This window comes from Stenotrophomonas sp. (genome assembly GCF_050737575.1).
Taxonomy (GTDB): domain Bacteria; phylum Pseudomonadota; class Gammaproteobacteria; order Xanthomonadales; family Xanthomonadaceae; genus Stenotrophomonas.
Window position 1 is genome coordinate 333,830 of record NZ_JBOHXW010000004.1, and the last position, 16,893, is coordinate 350,722.

17 protein-coding genes are annotated in these 16,893 nt (G+C 64.2%); 9 read left to right on the plus strand and 8 right to left on the minus strand.

Annotated features, from left to right (window positions below; translation table 11 throughout):
* Positions 1 to 52: 52 nt before the first annotated feature.
* The 3 genes from phaR to gluQRS form a co-directional block, all read right to left on the minus strand.
* Positions 53 to 571 (minus strand): polyhydroxyalkanoate synthesis repressor PhaR, encoded by a 519-nt coding sequence (phaR, locus tag ACREP4_RS10090; protein WP_431596043.1) that lies wholly within the window; start codon positions 569 to 571, stop codon positions 53 to 55.
* 149 nt (positions 572 to 720) lie between these two features.
* Entirely contained in the window at positions 721 to 1,461 is a 741-nt protein-coding gene (locus tag ACREP4_RS10095; RefSeq protein WP_431596044.1) for a beta-ketoacyl-ACP reductase, read from the minus strand.
* A 56-nt stretch (positions 1,462 to 1,517) separates the two neighbouring features.
* A complete protein-coding gene (gene gluQRS / locus ACREP4_RS10100) occupies positions 1,518 to 2,405 on the minus strand; it encodes a tRNA glutamyl-Q(34) synthetase GluQRS (protein WP_431596045.1) in 888 nt (295 codons plus the stop codon).
* Positions 2,406 to 2,498: 93 nt separating this feature from the next.
* Here gluQRS and htpX point away from each other — a divergent pair, with 93 nt between their 5' ends.
* Positions 2,499 to 3,365, plus strand: coding sequence for a protease HtpX (htpX, locus tag ACREP4_RS10105; RefSeq protein WP_431596046.1), 867 nt, complete (start codon positions 2,499 to 2,501; stop codon positions 3,363 to 3,365).
* 423 nt (positions 3,366 to 3,788) lie between these two features.
* Here the strand turns inward: htpX and ACREP4_RS10110 are convergent, their stop codons facing one another.
* Positions 3,789 to 4,616 (minus strand): inositol monophosphatase family protein, encoded by an 828-nt coding sequence (locus ACREP4_RS10110; protein ID WP_431596047.1) that lies wholly within the window; start codon positions 4,614 to 4,616, stop codon positions 3,789 to 3,791.
* A gap of 120 nt (positions 4,617 to 4,736) precedes the next feature.
* Between ACREP4_RS10110 and ACREP4_RS10115 the strand changes: the two genes are divergently transcribed.
* The 3 genes from ACREP4_RS10115 to ACREP4_RS10125 all read left to right on the plus strand — a co-directional run bounded on the left by ACREP4_RS10115 (position 4,737) and on the right by ACREP4_RS10125 (position 8,627).
* Positions 4,737 to 5,495, plus strand: a complete 759-nt coding sequence (locus tag ACREP4_RS10115) for an RNA methyltransferase (protein WP_431596048.1) — start codon at positions 4,737 to 4,739, stop codon at positions 5,493 to 5,495.
* A gap of 61 nt (positions 5,496 to 5,556) precedes the next feature.
* Positions 5,557 to 6,474: a phosphate/phosphite/phosphonate ABC transporter substrate-binding protein gene (locus ACREP4_RS10120; protein WP_431596049.1), complete on the plus strand. Its 918-nt coding sequence runs from the start codon at positions 5,557 to 5,559 to the stop codon at positions 6,472 to 6,474.
* Positions 6,471 to 8,627 carry a putative bifunctional diguanylate cyclase/phosphodiesterase gene (locus ACREP4_RS10125; RefSeq protein ID WP_431596050.1) on the plus strand — a complete coding sequence of 719 codons (2,157 nt, stop codon included), beginning with the start codon at positions 6,471 to 6,473 and terminating at the stop codon, positions 8,625 to 8,627. Before ACREP4_RS10120 ends, ACREP4_RS10125 begins: the two co-directional genes overlap by 4 nt.
* Before the next feature lie 15 nt (positions 8,628 to 8,642).
* Here ACREP4_RS10125 and epmB read toward each other — a convergent pair whose 3' ends face one another.
* A complete protein-coding gene (gene epmB, locus ACREP4_RS10130) occupies positions 8,643 to 9,701 on the minus strand; it encodes an EF-P beta-lysylation protein EpmB (RefSeq protein ID WP_431596051.1) in 1,059 nt (352 codons plus the stop codon).
* A gap of 100 nt (positions 9,702 to 9,801) precedes the next feature.
* Here epmB and efp point away from each other — a divergent pair, with 100 nt between their 5' ends.
* The 5 genes from efp (at position 9,802) to ACREP4_RS10155 (ending at position 14,031) form a co-directional block, all read left to right on the plus strand.
* A complete protein-coding gene (efp, locus tag ACREP4_RS10135; protein WP_431596052.1) occupies positions 9,802 to 10,368 on the plus strand; it encodes an elongation factor P in 567 nt (188 codons plus the stop codon).
* A 175-nt stretch (positions 10,369 to 10,543) separates the two neighbouring features.
* The gene (locus tag ACREP4_RS10140; RefSeq protein ID WP_431596053.1) at positions 10,544 to 11,881 is read left to right on the plus strand and encodes a TRZ/ATZ family hydrolase; all 1,338 of its coding nucleotides are present in this window, start codon (positions 10,544 to 10,546) and stop codon (positions 11,879 to 11,881) included.
* A gap of 43 nt (positions 11,882 to 11,924) precedes the next feature.
* Positions 11,925 to 12,641 (plus strand): bifunctional 2-polyprenyl-6-hydroxyphenol methylase/3-demethylubiquinol 3-O-methyltransferase UbiG, encoded by a 717-nt coding sequence (gene ubiG, locus ACREP4_RS10145; RefSeq protein ID WP_431596054.1) that lies wholly within the window; start codon positions 11,925 to 11,927, stop codon positions 12,639 to 12,641.
* Positions 12,638 to 13,327 (plus strand): phosphoglycolate phosphatase, encoded by a 690-nt coding sequence (locus ACREP4_RS10150; protein ID WP_431596055.1) that lies wholly within the window; start codon positions 12,638 to 12,640, stop codon positions 13,325 to 13,327. The genes ubiG and ACREP4_RS10150 overlap by 4 nt, the downstream gene beginning before the upstream one ends.
* On the plus strand, positions 13,297 to 14,031 hold the full coding sequence (locus ACREP4_RS10155) for a phytoene/squalene synthase family protein (RefSeq protein WP_431596056.1): 735 nt from the start codon (positions 13,297 to 13,299) through the stop codon (positions 14,029 to 14,031). Before ACREP4_RS10150 ends, ACREP4_RS10155 begins: the two co-directional genes overlap by 31 nt.
* A 247-nt stretch (positions 14,032 to 14,278) precedes the next feature.
* Here the strand turns inward: ACREP4_RS10155 and ACREP4_RS10160 are convergent, their stop codons facing one another.
* Genes ACREP4_RS10160 through yidD form a run of 3 tightly spaced genes read right to left on the minus strand, consistent with a single transcriptional unit; the run spans position 14,279 to position 16,753 of the window.
* Positions 14,279 to 15,133, minus strand: coding sequence for a M23 family metallopeptidase (locus ACREP4_RS10160; protein ID WP_431596057.1), 855 nt, complete (start codon positions 15,131 to 15,133; stop codon positions 14,279 to 14,281).
* On the minus strand, positions 15,133 to 16,479 hold the full coding sequence (locus tag ACREP4_RS10165; RefSeq protein ID WP_431596058.1) for a dihydroorotase: 1,347 nt from the start codon (positions 16,477 to 16,479) through the stop codon (positions 15,133 to 15,135). Before ACREP4_RS10165 ends, ACREP4_RS10160 begins: the two co-directional genes overlap by 1 nt.
* A gap of 1 nt (position 16,480) precedes the next feature.
* The gene (gene yidD / locus ACREP4_RS10170) at positions 16,481 to 16,753 is read right to left on the minus strand and encodes a membrane protein insertion efficiency factor YidD (protein ID WP_431596059.1); all 273 of its coding nucleotides are present in this window, start codon (positions 16,751 to 16,753) and stop codon (positions 16,481 to 16,483) included.
* Positions 16,754 to 16,893 lie beyond the last annotated feature (140 nt).

Here is a 16,893-nt window from a genome sequence, read left to right on the forward strand (position 1 = left end):
CGTGTGCCGTTCCCAGGGAAAGCAAAAGGCCGACTTTCGTCGGCCTTTTCGTTCAGCGCGTGCTGCGCGTCTTGCCTGCTGGCGCAGTCGGCGGCGGGTCTGCCGGCCGGGCGCCGCTGGCCGGCGGGCGGCCGAAGCCGGTGCCCATGTTGCGCTGGAATTCCTGCCACAGCTCCATGTTGCGCTCGGTGAGCTGGTTCATCATCGCCCAAGGCGTCTGTCCGAGCAGGTTGCCCATCTGCTGGCGGAACTGCTGCTGCTGGTCGAGGAACACCTGCATGCTCTGTTCCAGGTAATTGCCCATGAAGCCCTGCAGTGAATCGCCATAGAAACGGATCAGCTGACTCAGCAACTGGGTGGAGAGCATCGGCTCACCGTCCTGTTCCTTGTCGGCGATGATCTGCAGCAGAACCGAGCGGGTCAGGTCTTCACCGCTCTTGGCGTCGCGCACTTCAAACGTTTCCCCGTCGAGGATCAGCTGGCGGACATCTTCAATGGTGATGTAACTGGAAATCTCGGTGTCGTAGAGCCGGCGATTGGGATACTTCTTGATGATGCGGGTCGCAGCCATTAAGCCATCACTCGTCACGGTAGGTGCCAAGCATGGCGCAGTGCAACAGGCCTTGCAACCGCCAAAAGTACAGGTTGCAAGGCGCGCAAACGCATTTTTCTGTTGCGCAGCATGAATTGCCATGCTGCGCAACATGACTGCGCTGCGTGTCACCAACCCATGTGGTGGCCGCCGTTGATGTCCAGGTTGGAGCCGGTGATCCAGGACGCCTCTTCGGCAACCAGGAAGGCCACCGCATAGGCGATTTCCTCTGGCTTGCCCAGGCGCCCGGTAGGGATGTCGGCGATGATTTTGGCCCGCACTTCCTCGGGTACAGCCATCACCATGTCGGTGGCCACGTAGCCCGGCGAAATGGTGTTGACGGTAATGCCGAAGCCGGCATTTTCGCGCGCCAGTGAAATGGTGAAGCCGTGCATGCCTGCCTTGGCCGCTGCGTAGTTGGCCTGGCCGTACTGGCCCTTCAAGCCATTGATCGAACTGATCTGGATGACCCGGCCCCAACCGCGTTTGCGCATGCCCTCGATCACCGGGCGGGTGACGTTGAACACCGAATTGAGGTTGGTATTGATCACCTCATGCCACTGCTCGGCGCTCATGCGGTGGAAGGTGGTGTCGCGGGTGATACCGGCGTTGTTGACCAGGATTTCGACCGGGCCCAACTCGGCTTCAACCGACTGGATCAGGGCGCGGCCGCTGACTGGGTCAGCAACATCGCCGGGAAACATTGCGATGTCGTAGCCCTTCGCCTGCATCTTCTGCTGCCAATCCTGAGCTTTCTCGGGATTGCGGAAGTTGGTGGCGACACGATGGCCCTGGTCGGCCAAGCGTTGGCAGATGGCGGTACCAATGCCGCCGGTACCACCGGTGACCAGTGCGACGCGGGGTGTCATGGCTGATGCTCCGGGGCGTTTGCGCAGGGAAGCCACCGATTCTAAAGAAACTGCAGTCAGGCCGGGGGCGATCCCGCGACGATCCGTGATTCTTTTTGCAACCGGCTCGGCTCGAACCCGGCGGCGGCGTGTTGCAGCAGGTCGGCGACGGAGGTTGCCGAATGCAGGGTTGCCGGGTTCTGCCCCAATGCGGCCCACAGCCAGCGCAACACGGGCAACGGCGCATTTGTATCTACCGGCATGGCGGCTAGGGACTTGGACAGCTTGTGGCCATCAGTACCCAGCAACAGGGGCAGATGCAGATATGCCGGTGTCGGTACACCCAGTGCCTGTTGCAGCAAAATTTGGCGCGGTGTGGAGTCGACCAGATCAGCGCCGCGTACGACATGACTGATCTGCTGCTCGGCATCGTCCACCACGACGGCCAGCTGATATGCCCAGTAACCGTCGGCGCGTAGCAGGACAAAGTCGCCCACTTCGCGGTCCACGTCCTGCGTAATCGAGCCCTGCAGCGCATCGTCGAAACGGATGCGGCTGCCATCGTTCACGCGCAGGCGGATGGCCGGCTGCGGGCGCTGCTGGCTGGCCACGCACTGCCGATGGATGCCGTGTTGGCCGGCCAGATCGGCGCGGCTGCAGTGGCAATGGAAGGCCTTGCCCTGCACCAGCAACTGCGCGCTGGCCGCCTGATAAAGCGCATGTCGGCGGCTTTGGTACTGCACCGGCTCGTCGGCCTGTAAGCCGAACGCGGCCAGCGTGGCCAGCTGCAGATCGGCCGCGCCGGGGACCTCGCGGGGAGGGTCTATATCTTCAATTCGCACCAGCCATTGGCCGTGCGCATGACGGGCCAATAGCCAGCTGCCAAAGGCGGCCAGCATCGAACCCAGGTGCAAGGGACCGGTCGGGGAAGGCGCGAAACGGCCGCGGTAAGGAAGAGAAGGCATTGAAGCTGAATCGTCGGTCAGTTTTATGCTTGAATTCAAGCTGTACGAGCCGCAGATTTACCGGACTTTTCCACCTTCATGGAACTCTTTCCCATGTTTACCCGTATCGGGCTGTTTCTTCTGACCAACGTCGCGGTGCTTGTTCTGGCAAGCGTCGTCATGTCCGTCTTGGGTGTGAACTCCTCGCAGATGAGTGGTTTGCTGGTCATGGCAGCCATCTTCGGCTTCGGTGGTTCCATCATTTCGCTGCTGCTCTCCAAGTTCATGGCCAAGCGCGGTACTGGCGCGGTGGTCATCACCGAGCCGCGCAACCAGACCGAGCGCTGGTTGCTGGACACGGTGGCGCGCCAGGCCAAGGCTGCCGGCATCGGCATGCCGGAAGTGGCGGTGTATGACGCACCGGAGATCAATGCATTCGCGACCGGCGCCAACCGCAACAATGCGTTGGTGGCGGTATCTACCGGCTTGTTGCACAACATGAGCGAGGACGAGGCCGAAGCAGTGCTGGGCCACGAGATCGCGCACGTTGCCAATGGCGACATGATCACCATGGCGTTGCTGCAGGGCGTGTTGAACACCTTCGTGATCGTGCTGGCCCGCGTGGTCGGTGGTGTGATCGACAGTGCGCTGTCGGGTAACCGCGAAGGTGGCGGCCGTGGCTTTGCGTACTACATCATCGTGTTCGTGCTGGAGATGGTGTTTGGCCTGGGCGCGACGATGATCGCGATGTGGTTCTCGCGTCGCCGCGAGTTCCGCGCTGACCACGGCGGTGCGACGCTGGCTGGCCGTCAGAAGATGATCGCCGCGCTGGAGCGCCTGAAGCTCAATCACGGCCAGAGCACGTTGCCGACGCAGATCGCCGCGTTCGGTATCGCCGGTTCGACCGCCAAGAAGCTGTTCCTCAGCCACCCGCCGCTGGAAGAGCGCATCGCTGCGCTGCGTTCGTCGACGGTGGTGTGATGGGTTTGGTGTGATGGGTTTCAGATAGTTGTTGCATTCAAAACGCCCGGCCAAGTGCCGGGCGTTTTGTTTTTGGATTGGAGGTTGAGGTTCCAGCAGGTGTTGACGCAGGTGCTGTTGCTGCTTCAGCTGTGGCTATGGCTTTCCCCTCTCCCGTAAACGGGAGAGGGGTAGGGGTGAGGGTGCTCTTGGCTGCTTTCATTTCAGCCGTTTTCATCGCTGTCGCTCTGGAAGGGCATTCGATGCATCAAAGGTAAAAGCCACTGCCAAGGCTCAGAGCAAGTGCTGCCCTCACCCCTGCCCCTCTCCCGCAGGCGGGAGAGGGGAAAGCCACAGCAACAACAGCAGTTGAAACCGCGCACGCCCAAACAAAAGCGGCACCCTTTCGGGTGCCGTTTTCTTTGCCGCAATGCAGTCGATCAATCAGAACTTCGGATCGAACTCAGCGGCATAACCGGTGTTGACGAGTACCTTCTGCAGGGCCTCGCAGACCTTGATGTTGCCGGCGACAATCTGCTGCGTCTCCGGGCCACGGTCGTCCATGCGGGCCGGGGTGGCGCCACGGAAGTTGCAGACCTTGCCGCCCGCCTCCCGGACCAGCAATACGCCGGCTGCGATGTCCCATGCTTTCACGCCAGCCTCGAAGTAGGCATCAGCGCGGCCGCAGGCCACGTAGGCCAGGTCGAGCGCGGCCGAGCCGGTGCGGCGGACGTCCTCGGCCTGCACCAGCAGGGTGTCGAGGGCCTTGAGCTGGCTGCTGGCACGGGCGCGTTCGCGCGGGGCGAAGCCGGTGTGGATCATGGTGCCTTCCAGATCCTTGCGGTCTGAAATGCGGATGCGGCGATCATTGAACACCGCGCCGTTGCCACGGCTGGCGGTGAACAGTTCGTTGCGCAGCGGGTCGAAGATCACCGCATCGGTCGGCTCGCCATTTTCGACAAGCGCAATAGATACGCAGTAATGCGGGAAGCCGCGGAGGTAGTTGCTGGTGCCGTCGAGCGGGTCGATCACCCACATCTGGCGCTTGCTGCCCTGCACGCCACCTTCTTCACCGAAAATTCCATATTCGGGATAGGCGCGCTTGAGCTCTTTGACGATTACTTTCTCCGCATCGCCATCCACTTCGCTGGCGTAATCCATCCGACCCTTCTGCACTACATTGAGTGCTTCGAGCTTGTTGATGTTGCGGAGCAGGACGTTGCCGGCGAGGCGGGCGGCCTTGACCATGACGGTTACGGCGGGTTTCTGCATGGCGAAAGGCTCCCGTGAAGGCTGAGATCGGATTGGCGGGGGAAAAGAGCGGGTCCGGCGCACAGGCCGGTCGCGCAGTTTACCATCTGCAGCTGTCTCGCTCCTGATTTTTTGCCATCCATGTCTGTTCCTGTCCATATCCGTTTCGTTCTTGTTGGTACTCAGCACCCTGGAAACATCGGGGCGGCCGCCCGTGCGATGAAAACCATGGGGCTGGCGCGGCTGGTGCTGGTCGCCCCCGAAAAGCCGCTGGATGACGTGGCATTGCGCCGTTCGGCTGGTGCCGAGGACGTGCTGGGCGATGCGCCGGTGGTGGCGACCCTGGCCGAGGCCGTGGCCGACTGCCAACTGGTGCTGGGCTGCACGGCGCGCTCGCGCCGGGTGCAGTTGGAGGAGCTGCTGCCGGAACTGGCCGGCCAGCGTGCGGTTGCCAAGGCCGGTGAGGGCGCCGAAGTGGCCTTCGTGTTCGGCCGCGAGCGTACCGGTCTGACCAATGAAGAGCTGCAGCTGTGCCATGTGGCTGTGCATATCCCGTCCAATCCGGAATTCAGCTCGCTGAATCTGGCCGCAGCCGTGCAGGTGCTGGCCTACGAAGTGCGCATGGCCCAGCTCGAAGGGCAGGTACAGTTGGTCGCGCCGGAGCCGGGTTTTGGCGAGGCCCCGGCCAATCATGCGCAGCTGGAAGGCATGTTCAGCCAGTTCGGCGACACCCTCGATCAGATAGATTTCCACAAGGGCCGTGCCCCGGAATCGGCTATGCGCAAGCTGCGCCGGCTGTTCATGAAAGCCGACCTGACCGAGCAGGAAGTCCGCTTGCTGCGGGGCATTCTGGCCGACGCACAGCGTATGGCACGTCTGGCCGGAAGCAGTCCTGGCTAAGCTCCTCATCACGGTGCGGAATTTCCGGTAGGCTTGCTGGATCGTTTGGGGAGCTGCCGTTTTGCGCGTGTTTCGATGGCTTTGGGGAGCCGTATTGGGACTGGCTGCGCTACAGCCGGTAACTTGCGGGGCGGTCGAGCGTTCGGTGCTGGTGTTGGGTCGGATCAGTGATGATCCGAAGTCTCACTATGACCAGCTCAAACCGCTGTTGGACTACGTGGTGCCAAGGATGCGGGACGTCGGGATCGTCGAAGGACGCGTCCTGATGGCCAAGGATGCCCAGCAGATGGGCAGCTACCTGCGTCGTGGGCGCGTGGACTGGGTGACAGAAACCGCCGGCACGGCCATGGCCTTGCAGCAGCGGGCCGGCGCGCGCCCGTTGTTGTTGACTGAGCGCAGTGGCGTGGGCGCTTACGAAAGCGTGTTCTTCGTGCGCCGCGACAGTCCGATTGGCAGCCTGGAAGACCTCAAGGGCCGCACCGTGGCGCTGCAGAGCGCGCTGTCGACCAGTGCGTACCTGGTGCCGGCCATGGAGCTGCTTGCGCACGGCGTGAAGCCGGAAATCCTGTTGACCCCCAACGATGTGCCTGCCGCCGATACGGTGGGTTATGTGTTCGCGCGGACCGAATTGAACATCTCCACCTATGTGCACAAACGGGTGGTGGATGCCGGGGTGATCAGCAGCCTGGATTGGATGAACGACCGCAGCATGCCGCCGGCGTTCCGGGGCGACATGCGAGTGATCTTCCGTAGCGAACCAATGCCGCGTGCGCTGGAAATGGTGCGGTCCGACCTTGACCCTGCGGTGCGAGCGCGCCTGCAGCAGGTGTTGTTGGATGCAAGCCGCGACCCCGTTGCTGGCCCGGCACTGGCCAAATTCTTCGGGACCACCGGCTTTCATCCGGTGGACGCCGACAGCCAGCGGGCGTTGGACCGCCTGCGTAATGGCTTGCTGCGTATCCGCTTGGAGGTGGAATGAACCGCTTTCGCTTCGGTCTGCAGGCCCGGTTTTTGCTGGCATCCGGTGCGGCGTTGTTGGTGGTCACGATCATCGTCGCGCTGATGCTGGCGCGCCAAGCCAAGGCCCAGCAGGAATTGCTGCGGAACGGGGTCGAGGTGGTCAGCCAGGTGCTGGATCACAGTGTCAAAGAGCGCGGCACCGCGCTGGCGCAGGGCTTGGCCGACAGCCTGGTCAACCCGCTGTATTACGAAGATCTGGCTGCCATTGGTGCGCTGGTGCGCAACACCACTGCGCAGGAGTCGGTGAGCTATGTGCTGGTGCACGACGCCGAGGGTGACCTGATCCACGACGGCTCCATTGATGTGGCCGGCTATGGGCAGCCGATGCACGATCCGCTGGCGCAGTCGGCGGTGGCCGCGCAGAAGCTGCTGCTACAGGAGTCACCGTCGGTGCTGGAAGTGGACCTGCCCATCCATATCGGCGACCTGCGTATAGGTGGGCTGCGGGTTGGCATGGACCTGAAGCCGGTGCAGGCACAGGAAGCGGCGGCCATGCGCGCGCTGTCGCAGCGGCTGGAGGAAAGCCGGCGGCGGCAATGGCTGTGGTTGACTGCGTTGATGGCGGCGCTGGTGGTTTTTGCCAGTGCCACCGCGTTGTACATCCAGCGCACGATGGTGCGGCCAATCCGCTGGCTGAGCAGCGCCGCGCAGCGTATTGAACGCGGCGATTACCAGATTGAAGAACAGCCGACCCGCCGCGGCGATGAGATCAGCGACTTGCTGCGCACCTTCAACGGGATGAGCCAGAGCATCGCCCGGCATGATCGGGAAGTGCGGCAGATGGCTTATACCGACGCCCTGACCGGCCTGACCAATCGCCTGGCGTTCCGCGAGACGCTGGAGGAGCGCCTGCACGAGGCGCGCCAGGACGGCCAGTCGCTGGCGCTGCTGTTCATCGACATTGACGAGTTCAAGCGGGTCAACGACACGCTCGGCCATGAAGCCGGTGATGACGCGCTGTTGCAGTTTGCCCAGCGCATTGCCACCTCGGTGGATCAGGTAGGCGGCCACGGCGCCTTGTTGTCGCGCTTTGGTGGCGACGAGTTCGTGATTCTGGTTGGTGACAGCGGGCGCGGCGCGGCCGAGGTGGCGGCGAAGCTGGCCGAGCGACTGGTGGTGGAGCTGGGGCAGCCCCTGCAGGTGCAGCAGCGCGAAATCTTCCTCGGCAGCTCCATCGGCATCACCCTGTTCCCCGAAGATGCGAACGGGGCCACGGCGCTGTTGAAGAACGGCGACATCGCCATGTACCAGGCCAAGCTGGCCGGCAAGAACTGCTTCCGCTACTACAACCGGGCGATGGACCACGCGGTCGAGCGGCGCTTGTACTTGGAGCAGGAGCTGCGCGGCGCGTGGGATCGCGGCGAGCTGCGGCTGGTCTACCAGCCCATCTTCCGTACCCGCGACCACATTCTGGTCGGCGCCGAAGTGCTGCTGCGTTGGAACCACCCGACGCTGGGTTCGATCCCTCCGTCGGTGTTCATTGATGTGGCCGAGCAGAGTGGCCTGATCCAGGCGCTCGGGCCGAAGGTGCTGCACGCGGCCTGCGAGCAGGCCATGACGTGGCCGCGCAACGTGATGGGCGAGGAAATCTTCATCTCGGTCAACGTCTCGCCGCGTCAGCTGCGTAACGGCGATCTGGTCGGCGAGGTTGAAACCAGCCTGCATGCCTCGGGGCTGGCGGCGTCGCGTCTGCATCTGGAACTGACCGAAACGGCGGTCATCGGCGACGAAATTCTGGCCGTGACACTGCTGGAGCGGCTGCACCGTGCCGGCGTGCGGGTGTGGCTGGATGACTTTGGTACCGGCTTCTCCGGGCTGAGCCATCTCCGTCAGGTGCCGGTGGACGGGGTCAAGATCGATCGCAGCTTCGTGGCCGACATGGAGCGCGATCCGGACGATCTGGCGCTGACCACCGCCATCATCGCCATGGCCCATGCGCTGGGCATCACGGTGGTGGCGGAGGGTGTCGAGCAGCGGGCGCAGTTTGAACTACTCAGTCAGCGCGGCTGCGATCTGGTGCAGGGCTACTGGCTGGGTCGTCCGTTGGACGCCGATGCGCTGGTGCAGCTGTTGGAGCACGACATGGTCAGTGTGCCGAGCATGTTGGTATGAACTGAAGCGCCTGCCTTACAGGTTCGCCAATTCGTAATCCGGGCCTGTCATCGGCCGCTTGCTGGTGTCGCCGGCGGTTTCGCGCACCAGCTTGGGCACCAGATAACCGGACAGCCGGGCCAGCAGCCCGGCATGCAGCGACAGCGCCTGTTCGTCGCTGATTTCAAAATGCGCCACGCCCTGCACGCGGTCCAGCTGATGCAGGTAATAGGGCAGCACGCCTGCCGCAAAGCTGCGCTCGCTCAGCTCGGCCAGCGTCGCCAGGTCGTCATTGATCCCGCGCAGCAGCACCGCTTGGTTAAGCAGTTGCGCGCCGGTGCCGCGCAGGCAGGACATCGCCGCGTCGACGCTGGCATCGAATTCATTGGCATGGTTGGCGTGGATCACGAACGCCACCGGCCAGGGCAGGGCGCTCAGCCACTGCAGCAGTTCCGCGTCCACGCGCTCGGGCAGCACCACTGGCAAGCGGCTGTGGATGCGCAGGCGCTTGATGTGGCCGATGGCGGCCAGCGCATCAGTCAGTTCGACCAGCTTGGAGGTGGCCAGCGACAGCGGATCGCCGCCGCTGAGGATCACTTCATCAATGCTCGGGTCGGCGGCAATGGCGGCCACGGCCTCCTGCCAGCCACCCTTGGCGGCGTTCTCTTCGGCGTAATCAAAGTGCCGGCGGAAGCAGTAACGGCAATGGATGGCGCAGCTGCCGGTGGCGACCAGCAAGGCGCGGCCACGGTATTTCTGGATGACGCCGGTGGCTTTCTTGGCCTGGCTGTCACCCACCGCATCGAAGCTGAACCCGGGGACGACCTGCATCTCCTCGTTGATGGGCAGCACCTGCCGCAGCAGCGGATCGGTCGGGTCGCCGTGGCGCATGCGGGCCACGAAGCCGCGCGGTACCCGCAACGGGAACTGCGCCAGCGCGTCGGCCGAAACCCCCATGTCTTCCGGCGCCAGCCCAAGCTCGGCCAGCAGCTGCGACGGCTCGCGGATGGCGGCGCGCCAGTGCGCCTGCCAGCGGTCGCCGGGCAGGGTCAGGATGGCTTTTTGTGGAGCGTGGGCGGGGGCTGCGGTTATCATTGGCGGTCAGAAAAACAGTTGCCCCGCCTGATGGCGGGCGTTCCATTCTAATCCGGCCGGCCGAAACACGTGCCGGTTTTGCCAATTCAGGAGTTTCAGCATGGCCAGTTACGGCATGAACGACGTAAAGAACGGGATGAAAATCCTGGTCAACAGCGCCCCGGCAGTCATCATCGACACCGAGTACGTCAAGCCGGGCAAGGGCCAGTCCTTCACCCGCGTCAAGTACCGCCTGATCAAGGACGGCCGCACGCAGGAAGTGACCATGAAGTCGACTGACACGCTGGAAGCAGCTGACGTGGTCGATACCGACATGAACTACATGTACAGCGACGGCGAGTACTGGCACTTCATGGACCCGGAATCCTTCGAGCAGGTGCAGGCTGACAAGGCCGGCATGAACGGCGCCGAGAAGTGGCTGAAGGGCGAAGAGTCCTGCGTGGTGACCCTGTGGAACGGCGTGCCGATCGACGTGACCCCGCCGAACTTCGTCGAACTGAAGATCGTCGAGACCGATCCGGGCGTGCGCGGCGATACCTCGGGCGGCGGCGGCAAGCCGGCCACCTTGGAATCCGGCGCCGTGGTGCGCGTGCCGCTGTTCGTCAACCAGGATGAAATCATCCGCGTTGATACGCGTTCGGGCGAATACTCCGCACGCGTCAAGTGACGTAATGGCGCGTTTGCGCAAGCGCAAACGCCTTTGCCATTGCGTCATCTCCGCGCAGGTGGGGATCGTGGCGCAGGTCACATTGGGCTTCGGGCGACCTTTCGGAAGCCCGAAGCCTTTTTCGCATCCGGCGTTGGCTGGATGGATTCAGTAGCAGATCTAGAGGTGAACCGGCGTGAGCGATATCCAACCCCAGCAATGTGACCTTCTGATCGAAGCCGGTTATGTGGTTCCGGTCGAGCCGCATGCGGTGGTGCTGGAAGACCACGCGGTGGCCGTGACCGGCGGAAAGATCGTGGCGGTGCTGCCGCGCGCTGAAGCGCGTGTCCAGTTCGCTGCCAAAGAAGTGGTGTCGCGACCGGAAGCGGCGCTGATTCCCGGCTTGGTCAACGCGCACACGCACAACCCGATGACGCTGCTGCGCGGCGTGGCCGACGATCTGCCGTTGATGACCTGGCTGCGCGAGCACATCTGGCCGGTGGAAGCAGCGGTGATCGGCCCGGAGTTCGTTGCCGATGGCACCACGCTGGCCATTGCCGAGATGCTGCGCGGCGGTACGACATGTGCCAACGAAAACTATTTCTTCGCCGACGTGCAGGCCGCTGTGTACAAGCAGCATGGTTTCCGCGCGTTGGTGGGCTCGGTGATCATCGACTTCCCCAGCGCCTGGGCAAAGAGTGATGACGAGTACTTCGCCCGCGCCACCGAGCTGCACGATACCTGGCGTGACGACACGCTGATCGGCACCGCATTCGCGCCGCATGCGCCGTACACGGTGAGCGATGCCAACTTCGAGCGGGTGCGGATGTTGTCCGACCAGCTCGATATTCCGGTGCACCTGCACACGCATGAAACCGCGCAGGAAATCACCGATTCCATCGCGCTGCACGGGCAGCGCCCGCTGGCGCGACTGGATCGACTGGGGCTGGTCAATGACCGCCTGATCGCGGTGCACATGACCCAGCTGACCGACGCCGAAATCCACCTCTGCGCCGAACGTGGCGTCAGCGTGGTGCATTGCCCGGAATCGAACTTGAAACTGGCGTCGGGCTTCTGCCCGGCATGTGCGCTGGTCAAGGCCGGCGTGAACCTGGCCATCGGCACCGACGGCTGCGCCAGCAACAACGATCTGGACATGTTCAGCGAGAACCGCACCGCGGCCATCCTCGCCAAGGCCGTCGCCAACGACGCCACTGCGCTGGACGCTGCCACCACGCTGCGCGCGGCAACGCTCGGTGGCGCGCGCGCGCTGGGCTTCGGCGACCGCGTGGGTTCGATCGAAGTGGGCAAGCAGGCCGATCTGGCATGCGTGGATCTGTCGGCGCTGGAAACGCAGCCGCTGCACCACGTGCTGTCGCAACTGGTTTATGCCGCTGGCCGTCACCAGGTCAGCGACGTGTGGATCGACGGCAAGCCCAAGTTGGTCCAGCGCGAACTGGTTGGCATGGACGTGGCCGCGATCACCGCCAATGCACGCCAGTGGCGCAACCGTATCCGCAACATCCGCGCCTGAGGGCGCAGCCGGGTCGCGCAGGCGGCCCAAAGAGGAAATACAGATGAGTGCAACCTCCACCAATTTCGATCAGGCCGAACTGGACAAGTTCGCCGCATTGGCCAACCGCTGGTGGGACGCCGATGGCCCGCAAAAACCGTTGCACGCGCTCAATCCGGTGCGCCTGCAGTACGTTGCCGACCGCGCCACGCTGCGCGGTGCCAAGGTGCTGGATATCGGTTGCGGCGGCGGCTTGTTGAGCGAGGCGCTGGCCAAGGAAGGGGCGCAGGTGACGGCCATTGATCTGGCACCGGAGCTGGTCAAGGTGGCGCGTCTGCATGGCCTGGAATCGGGCGTGCAGGTGGACTACCGCGTGCAGGCTGCCGAAGACCTTGCCGCAGAACAGCCGGGCGCATTCGACGTGGTCACCTGCATGGAAATGCTGGAGCACGTGCCGGACCCGGGCGCGATCATCGCCGCCTGCCAGCGCTTGCTGCGTCCGGGCGGAAAGCTGTTCCTGTCCACGATCAACCGCACCCCGGCTGCATTTGCGGTGGCGGTGGTGGGTGCCGAATACATCGCGCGGCTGCTGCCCAAGGGCACGCACCATTACCAGGAATTCATCAAGCCGGCCGAGCTCGGCGCGTGGCTGCGTGAGGCCGACCTGCAGCTGCAGGACGTCACCGGCATGGCCTACGAGCCGTGGCGCAATCGCGCACGCCTGAGCAGCCGCACCGAGATCAATTACCTGGCCTACGCGGTCAAGCCGGCACAGGCATGACCGCCGCGTCGTTCCCGGCGGCGGTGTTGTTCGACCTGGACGGCACGCTGCTGGACAGCGCGCCGGACTTCATCGCCACCGCCAATCGCATGCGTGAAGCGCGTGGCTTGCCGGCGCTGCCGCTGGAGCAGCTGCGTCCGGTGGTGTCCAAGGGGTCGCGGGCGATGCTGGCGGTTGCATTTCCGCAGATGGCCGAGAGCGAGCGCCATGCGCTGGTGCCGGAGTTTCTGGAGGTCTACGAATCCCTGATCGGCCAATACGCACGTTTGTTTGACGGTATCGAAACGATGCTGGAAACGCTGGAGCAAGCCGGCACGGTCTGGGGCATCGTCACCAACAAGCCCGAATACCTGGCGCAACTGATCCTGCCGCAACTGGGCTGGGAGCAGCGTTGTGCGGTGTTGATCGGCGGCGATACGCTGCCGGAGCGCAAGCCGCATCCGCTGCCGTTGGAAGTGGCGGCGCAGCGCATCAAGGCCGCGCCCGGTGCCTGCGTGTATGTGGGCGACGACGAGCGTGACATCGTCGCCGCACGCGCCGCTGGCATGCCATCGATCGCGGCGCTGTGGGGCTATCGCCTCGATGGCGATGACCCGCTGGCGTGGCAGGCCGATCATCTATGCGAGCTGCCGCAGCAGCTCTGGCAGGCGGCTGCATGGCCGGCCGCAAAACGGGCTTCGGCCTGACTCAACGAAACAGAGGTAATGACGTGAGCAGTGCGCTGGATAGCTTCCTGGACAAGTGGCGTGACCGTTGGCCCGAATGGACCTTCGTGGAGCGCTTCGTTGCGGAGGGAGATCGCGCCCGGGCCGTGGCGTGGTTTGCGCTGCTGCAGGAATTTGACGACATCTTGAACGCCACCGGCGATACAACGCCGCAGGACGCCAAGCTGGCGTGGTGGGGCGAGGAACTGCGCAGCTGGGCCGCTCAGCGCTCACGGCATCCGCTGGGGCGCGTGTTGGAGCCGGTGCGTGCGCCGTGGGATCAGTTGGCCGATGCGTTGCCGAGCTTGATGGACGCGCGCGAGCCGCCGACCGATGCCGCGCAGGCGCGCAAGGTGTTGGCGCAGTACGCAGCAGCGGCGGCTGCGGTGGAAGCCGCGGTGTTCAACAGCAAACTGTCGCCGGCGGCTGCCGAGGCGCTCACCACGCAGATGCTGGCGCTGCGCGTGCAGGAAAATGCCGCATCGGTGCCGCAGACCTTCAGCAATGAGATGGAATGGGACAAGGCCTTGCAGGCGGCGTGGCCGTCGCGTGTGGCCGGTCCGCGCCCGCGTCGTGTCTATGCGGTGCTCGCGCGTGGCCGCCAGCAGGCGCGCATTCGTGGCGGCGAGTACCAGCCGAGCCCGGCGGGTTTGCTGTGGCGTAGCTGGTGGGCTGCGCGGGGGTAAAACTGGTGCAGCTCGCCGGAGCCGCTCGCCTCTCCCGTCAGCGGGAGAAGAGCCTGTCCCCGCGAAGGCGGGGGGGCCGAAGGGCGGATGAGGGGAGGCTGTGGGCTGTTGATCCATAAGCTTCGCGGCTTGGGCTGCTCCCACAAGTAGTGTTGGGAACGCCCCTGTAGAGCCGAGCCATGCTCGGCTGAGGCTCTACCGGTAAGCCCTCTGCCGAGCGTGGCTCGGCACTACATTCCCTTCGGCTTTATTTGCCGCGTTCCAACACCAGCAGCGGGTCAATGCGGGTGTCGAACCAGTTCATCCCCCAATGCAGATGCGGCCCGGTCGCGCGCCCGGTCGCACCGACGGCGGCAATGTTCTGGCCCTGTTCAATCCGGTCGCCCACTTTCACGTCGATGCGTGACAGGTGCAGGAAATTGGAGCTGATGCCGTAGCCGTGGTCGAGCACCAGGGTGCCGCCGGTCAGGTAAAGATCCGGGCCGGCGAAGGTGACGATGCCGGCGGCCGGCGCTTTCACTGGGGTGCCGGTTGGCACGGCGATATCCATGCCGGAATGGCCGCTTCCCGGTTGCCCGTTGTAGACGCGTGCATTACCGAAGCGGCCACTGATACGGCCTTGTACCGGCCAGATGAAGGTCTGGCTGAAATCGGTGCGGTTGTCGTCGCGCTTGCGCGCTTCGGTGACCTGCGCCTGCTCACGGGCGATGCGTTCGGCAATGGCGGGCGGCGGGTTCACCGTCTTCGGTGGCACGCCGTTGACGCGCTCGGTCGGCCAGTCGCGCGGCGTCACCGCGATGGATGCGGTTTCGCTGCTGCCATCCGGGCGGCGGACCTGCACCTGCAAAGGGCCTCTTTCGTCGCGGCCGACGCCGAACACCACGCTGCCGTAGCCGCTCACGCGCAGATCGCGACCGCCGTAACGGACGTTGCTGCCGGCCGGCACCTTGCCGACCACCATCGCGCCTTGCGACACGCTGGCGGGGAACACGACGCGATTGTCGACCAGCAGGTCGCCGATGCCGTCCTGCGCCTGTGCGGATGCTGCGGGGAACAGCGGCGCTGCCAGCAGCAGCGCCGTGACCATCAATGCCGAGCGCATCAGCGGTCGTAGGTCATGCGCTGGCCGGCCGGTGCACCGACCAGCTTGCTGCCATCCCACACCTGTTGACCGTTGACCCAGGTGGAAGCGATACGCGAGCGGAAGGTGGTGCCTTCAAAGGGCGACCAACCGCACTTGGACAGCACGTCTTCGCGCTTGACCGTGAACGGCACGTCCTCCACCAACACCAGATCGGCGAAGTAGCCTTCGCGCAGGAAACCGCGTTCTTCCACGTCGAACAGTTGCGCCGGCGCATGGGCGAATTTCTGCACCACCTGTTCGCGGGTGAGCTTGCCTTCGTGCACGCGCTCCAGCGCGGCGACCAGTGCGTACTGCACCAGCGGCAGGCCGGATGGCGCCTGCGCGTAGGGCTTCTGCTTCTCTTCCCAGGTGTGCGGGGCGTGGTCGGTAGCCAGTACGTCGAGCACATCGTTGGCGAGTGCGGCGGTGATCGCCTCGCGGTCGGACACTTCCTTGATGGCCGGGTTGCACTTGATCAGGTTGCCCTTGGTTGCGTAGTCCGGGCGCGCGAAATGCAGGAAGTGCACGCAGGTTTCGGCAGTGATCTGCTTGCGGCTGCCGTCGGCGCGGATCAGCGGGCCTTTCTCGAACAGTTCCAGTTCGTCGGCGGTGGAAATGTGCAGCACATGCAGGCGCGTGCCGTGCTTGCGGGCCAGTGACATTGCCAGCAGGGTGGACTTCTTGCAGGCTTCGCGCGAACGGATGTCCGGGTGCATGTCCGGGGTCAGTGCATCGCCGTATTTTTCCTGGAACGCCTTCAGGTTGGCGTCGATCATCGGCGTGTCTTCGCAGTGCGTGATGATCGGCGTCGGGCACTCGCGGAAGATCGCGTCCAGCGTTTCCGGGTTGTCCACCAGCATGTTGCCGGTGGATGCGCCCATGAACACTTTCACGCCCGGCGCTTTCTTCGGATCCAGTGCGCGGATGGCTTCCAGATTGTCGTTGCTGGCGCCGTGATAGAAACCGTAGTTGGCCCAGGCGCGGCCCTTGGCCAACTCGTATTTGGCTTCGAGGATGGTCGAGTCCAGCGTCGGCGGATTGGTGTTGGGCATGTCCATGAAGCTGGTCAGGCCACCGGCCACCGCTGCAGCGGATTCGCTGGCAATGTCGCCCTTGTGGGTGAGGCCGGGCTCGCGGAAGTGCACCTGGTCATCAATCATGCCGGGCAGCAGCCAGCGCCCGGCGGCATCCACGATTTCTTCGCCGTCGCGCGGCGTCAGCCCGGTGCCGATCTGCGCGATGCGGCCGTTCTCGATGCGCAGGTCGCCGTCGAAGGTGCGGCCTTCATTGACCATGCGGGCATTGGTGATGAGCGTGGAGGACATGTCAGTGTTTTCCTGTACAGCGGCAAGAAGAAGAGTCAGAGCGCTCGGGCACCGGGTCGAAACCGCCAGGGTGGAAGGGCTGGCAGCGGCCAAGCCGCAGCAGCGTCAGCCAACAGCCGCGCAGCGGGCCGTGTACGCGGATGGCTTCCATCCCGTATTCAGAGCAGCTGGGAACAAAACGGCAGCGCGGCCCGAGCAGGGGGCTGACGAAGCGCTTGTAGAAGCGCAGTACGGCAATGAGTAGGCGGCCGATCACAGCCGAATGATATGCCACTTGGCATTGCCATTGGATTTGTCGCAGGATGCAGGACGGTGCCGGTAAAGCTTTTGGGCTTTACCGCTGCCGACCAGACGCGGATGCCGCGCTTGGTTACGTTCCGAACTGCGTACAACGGTCCGGTGACGCCACCGGAC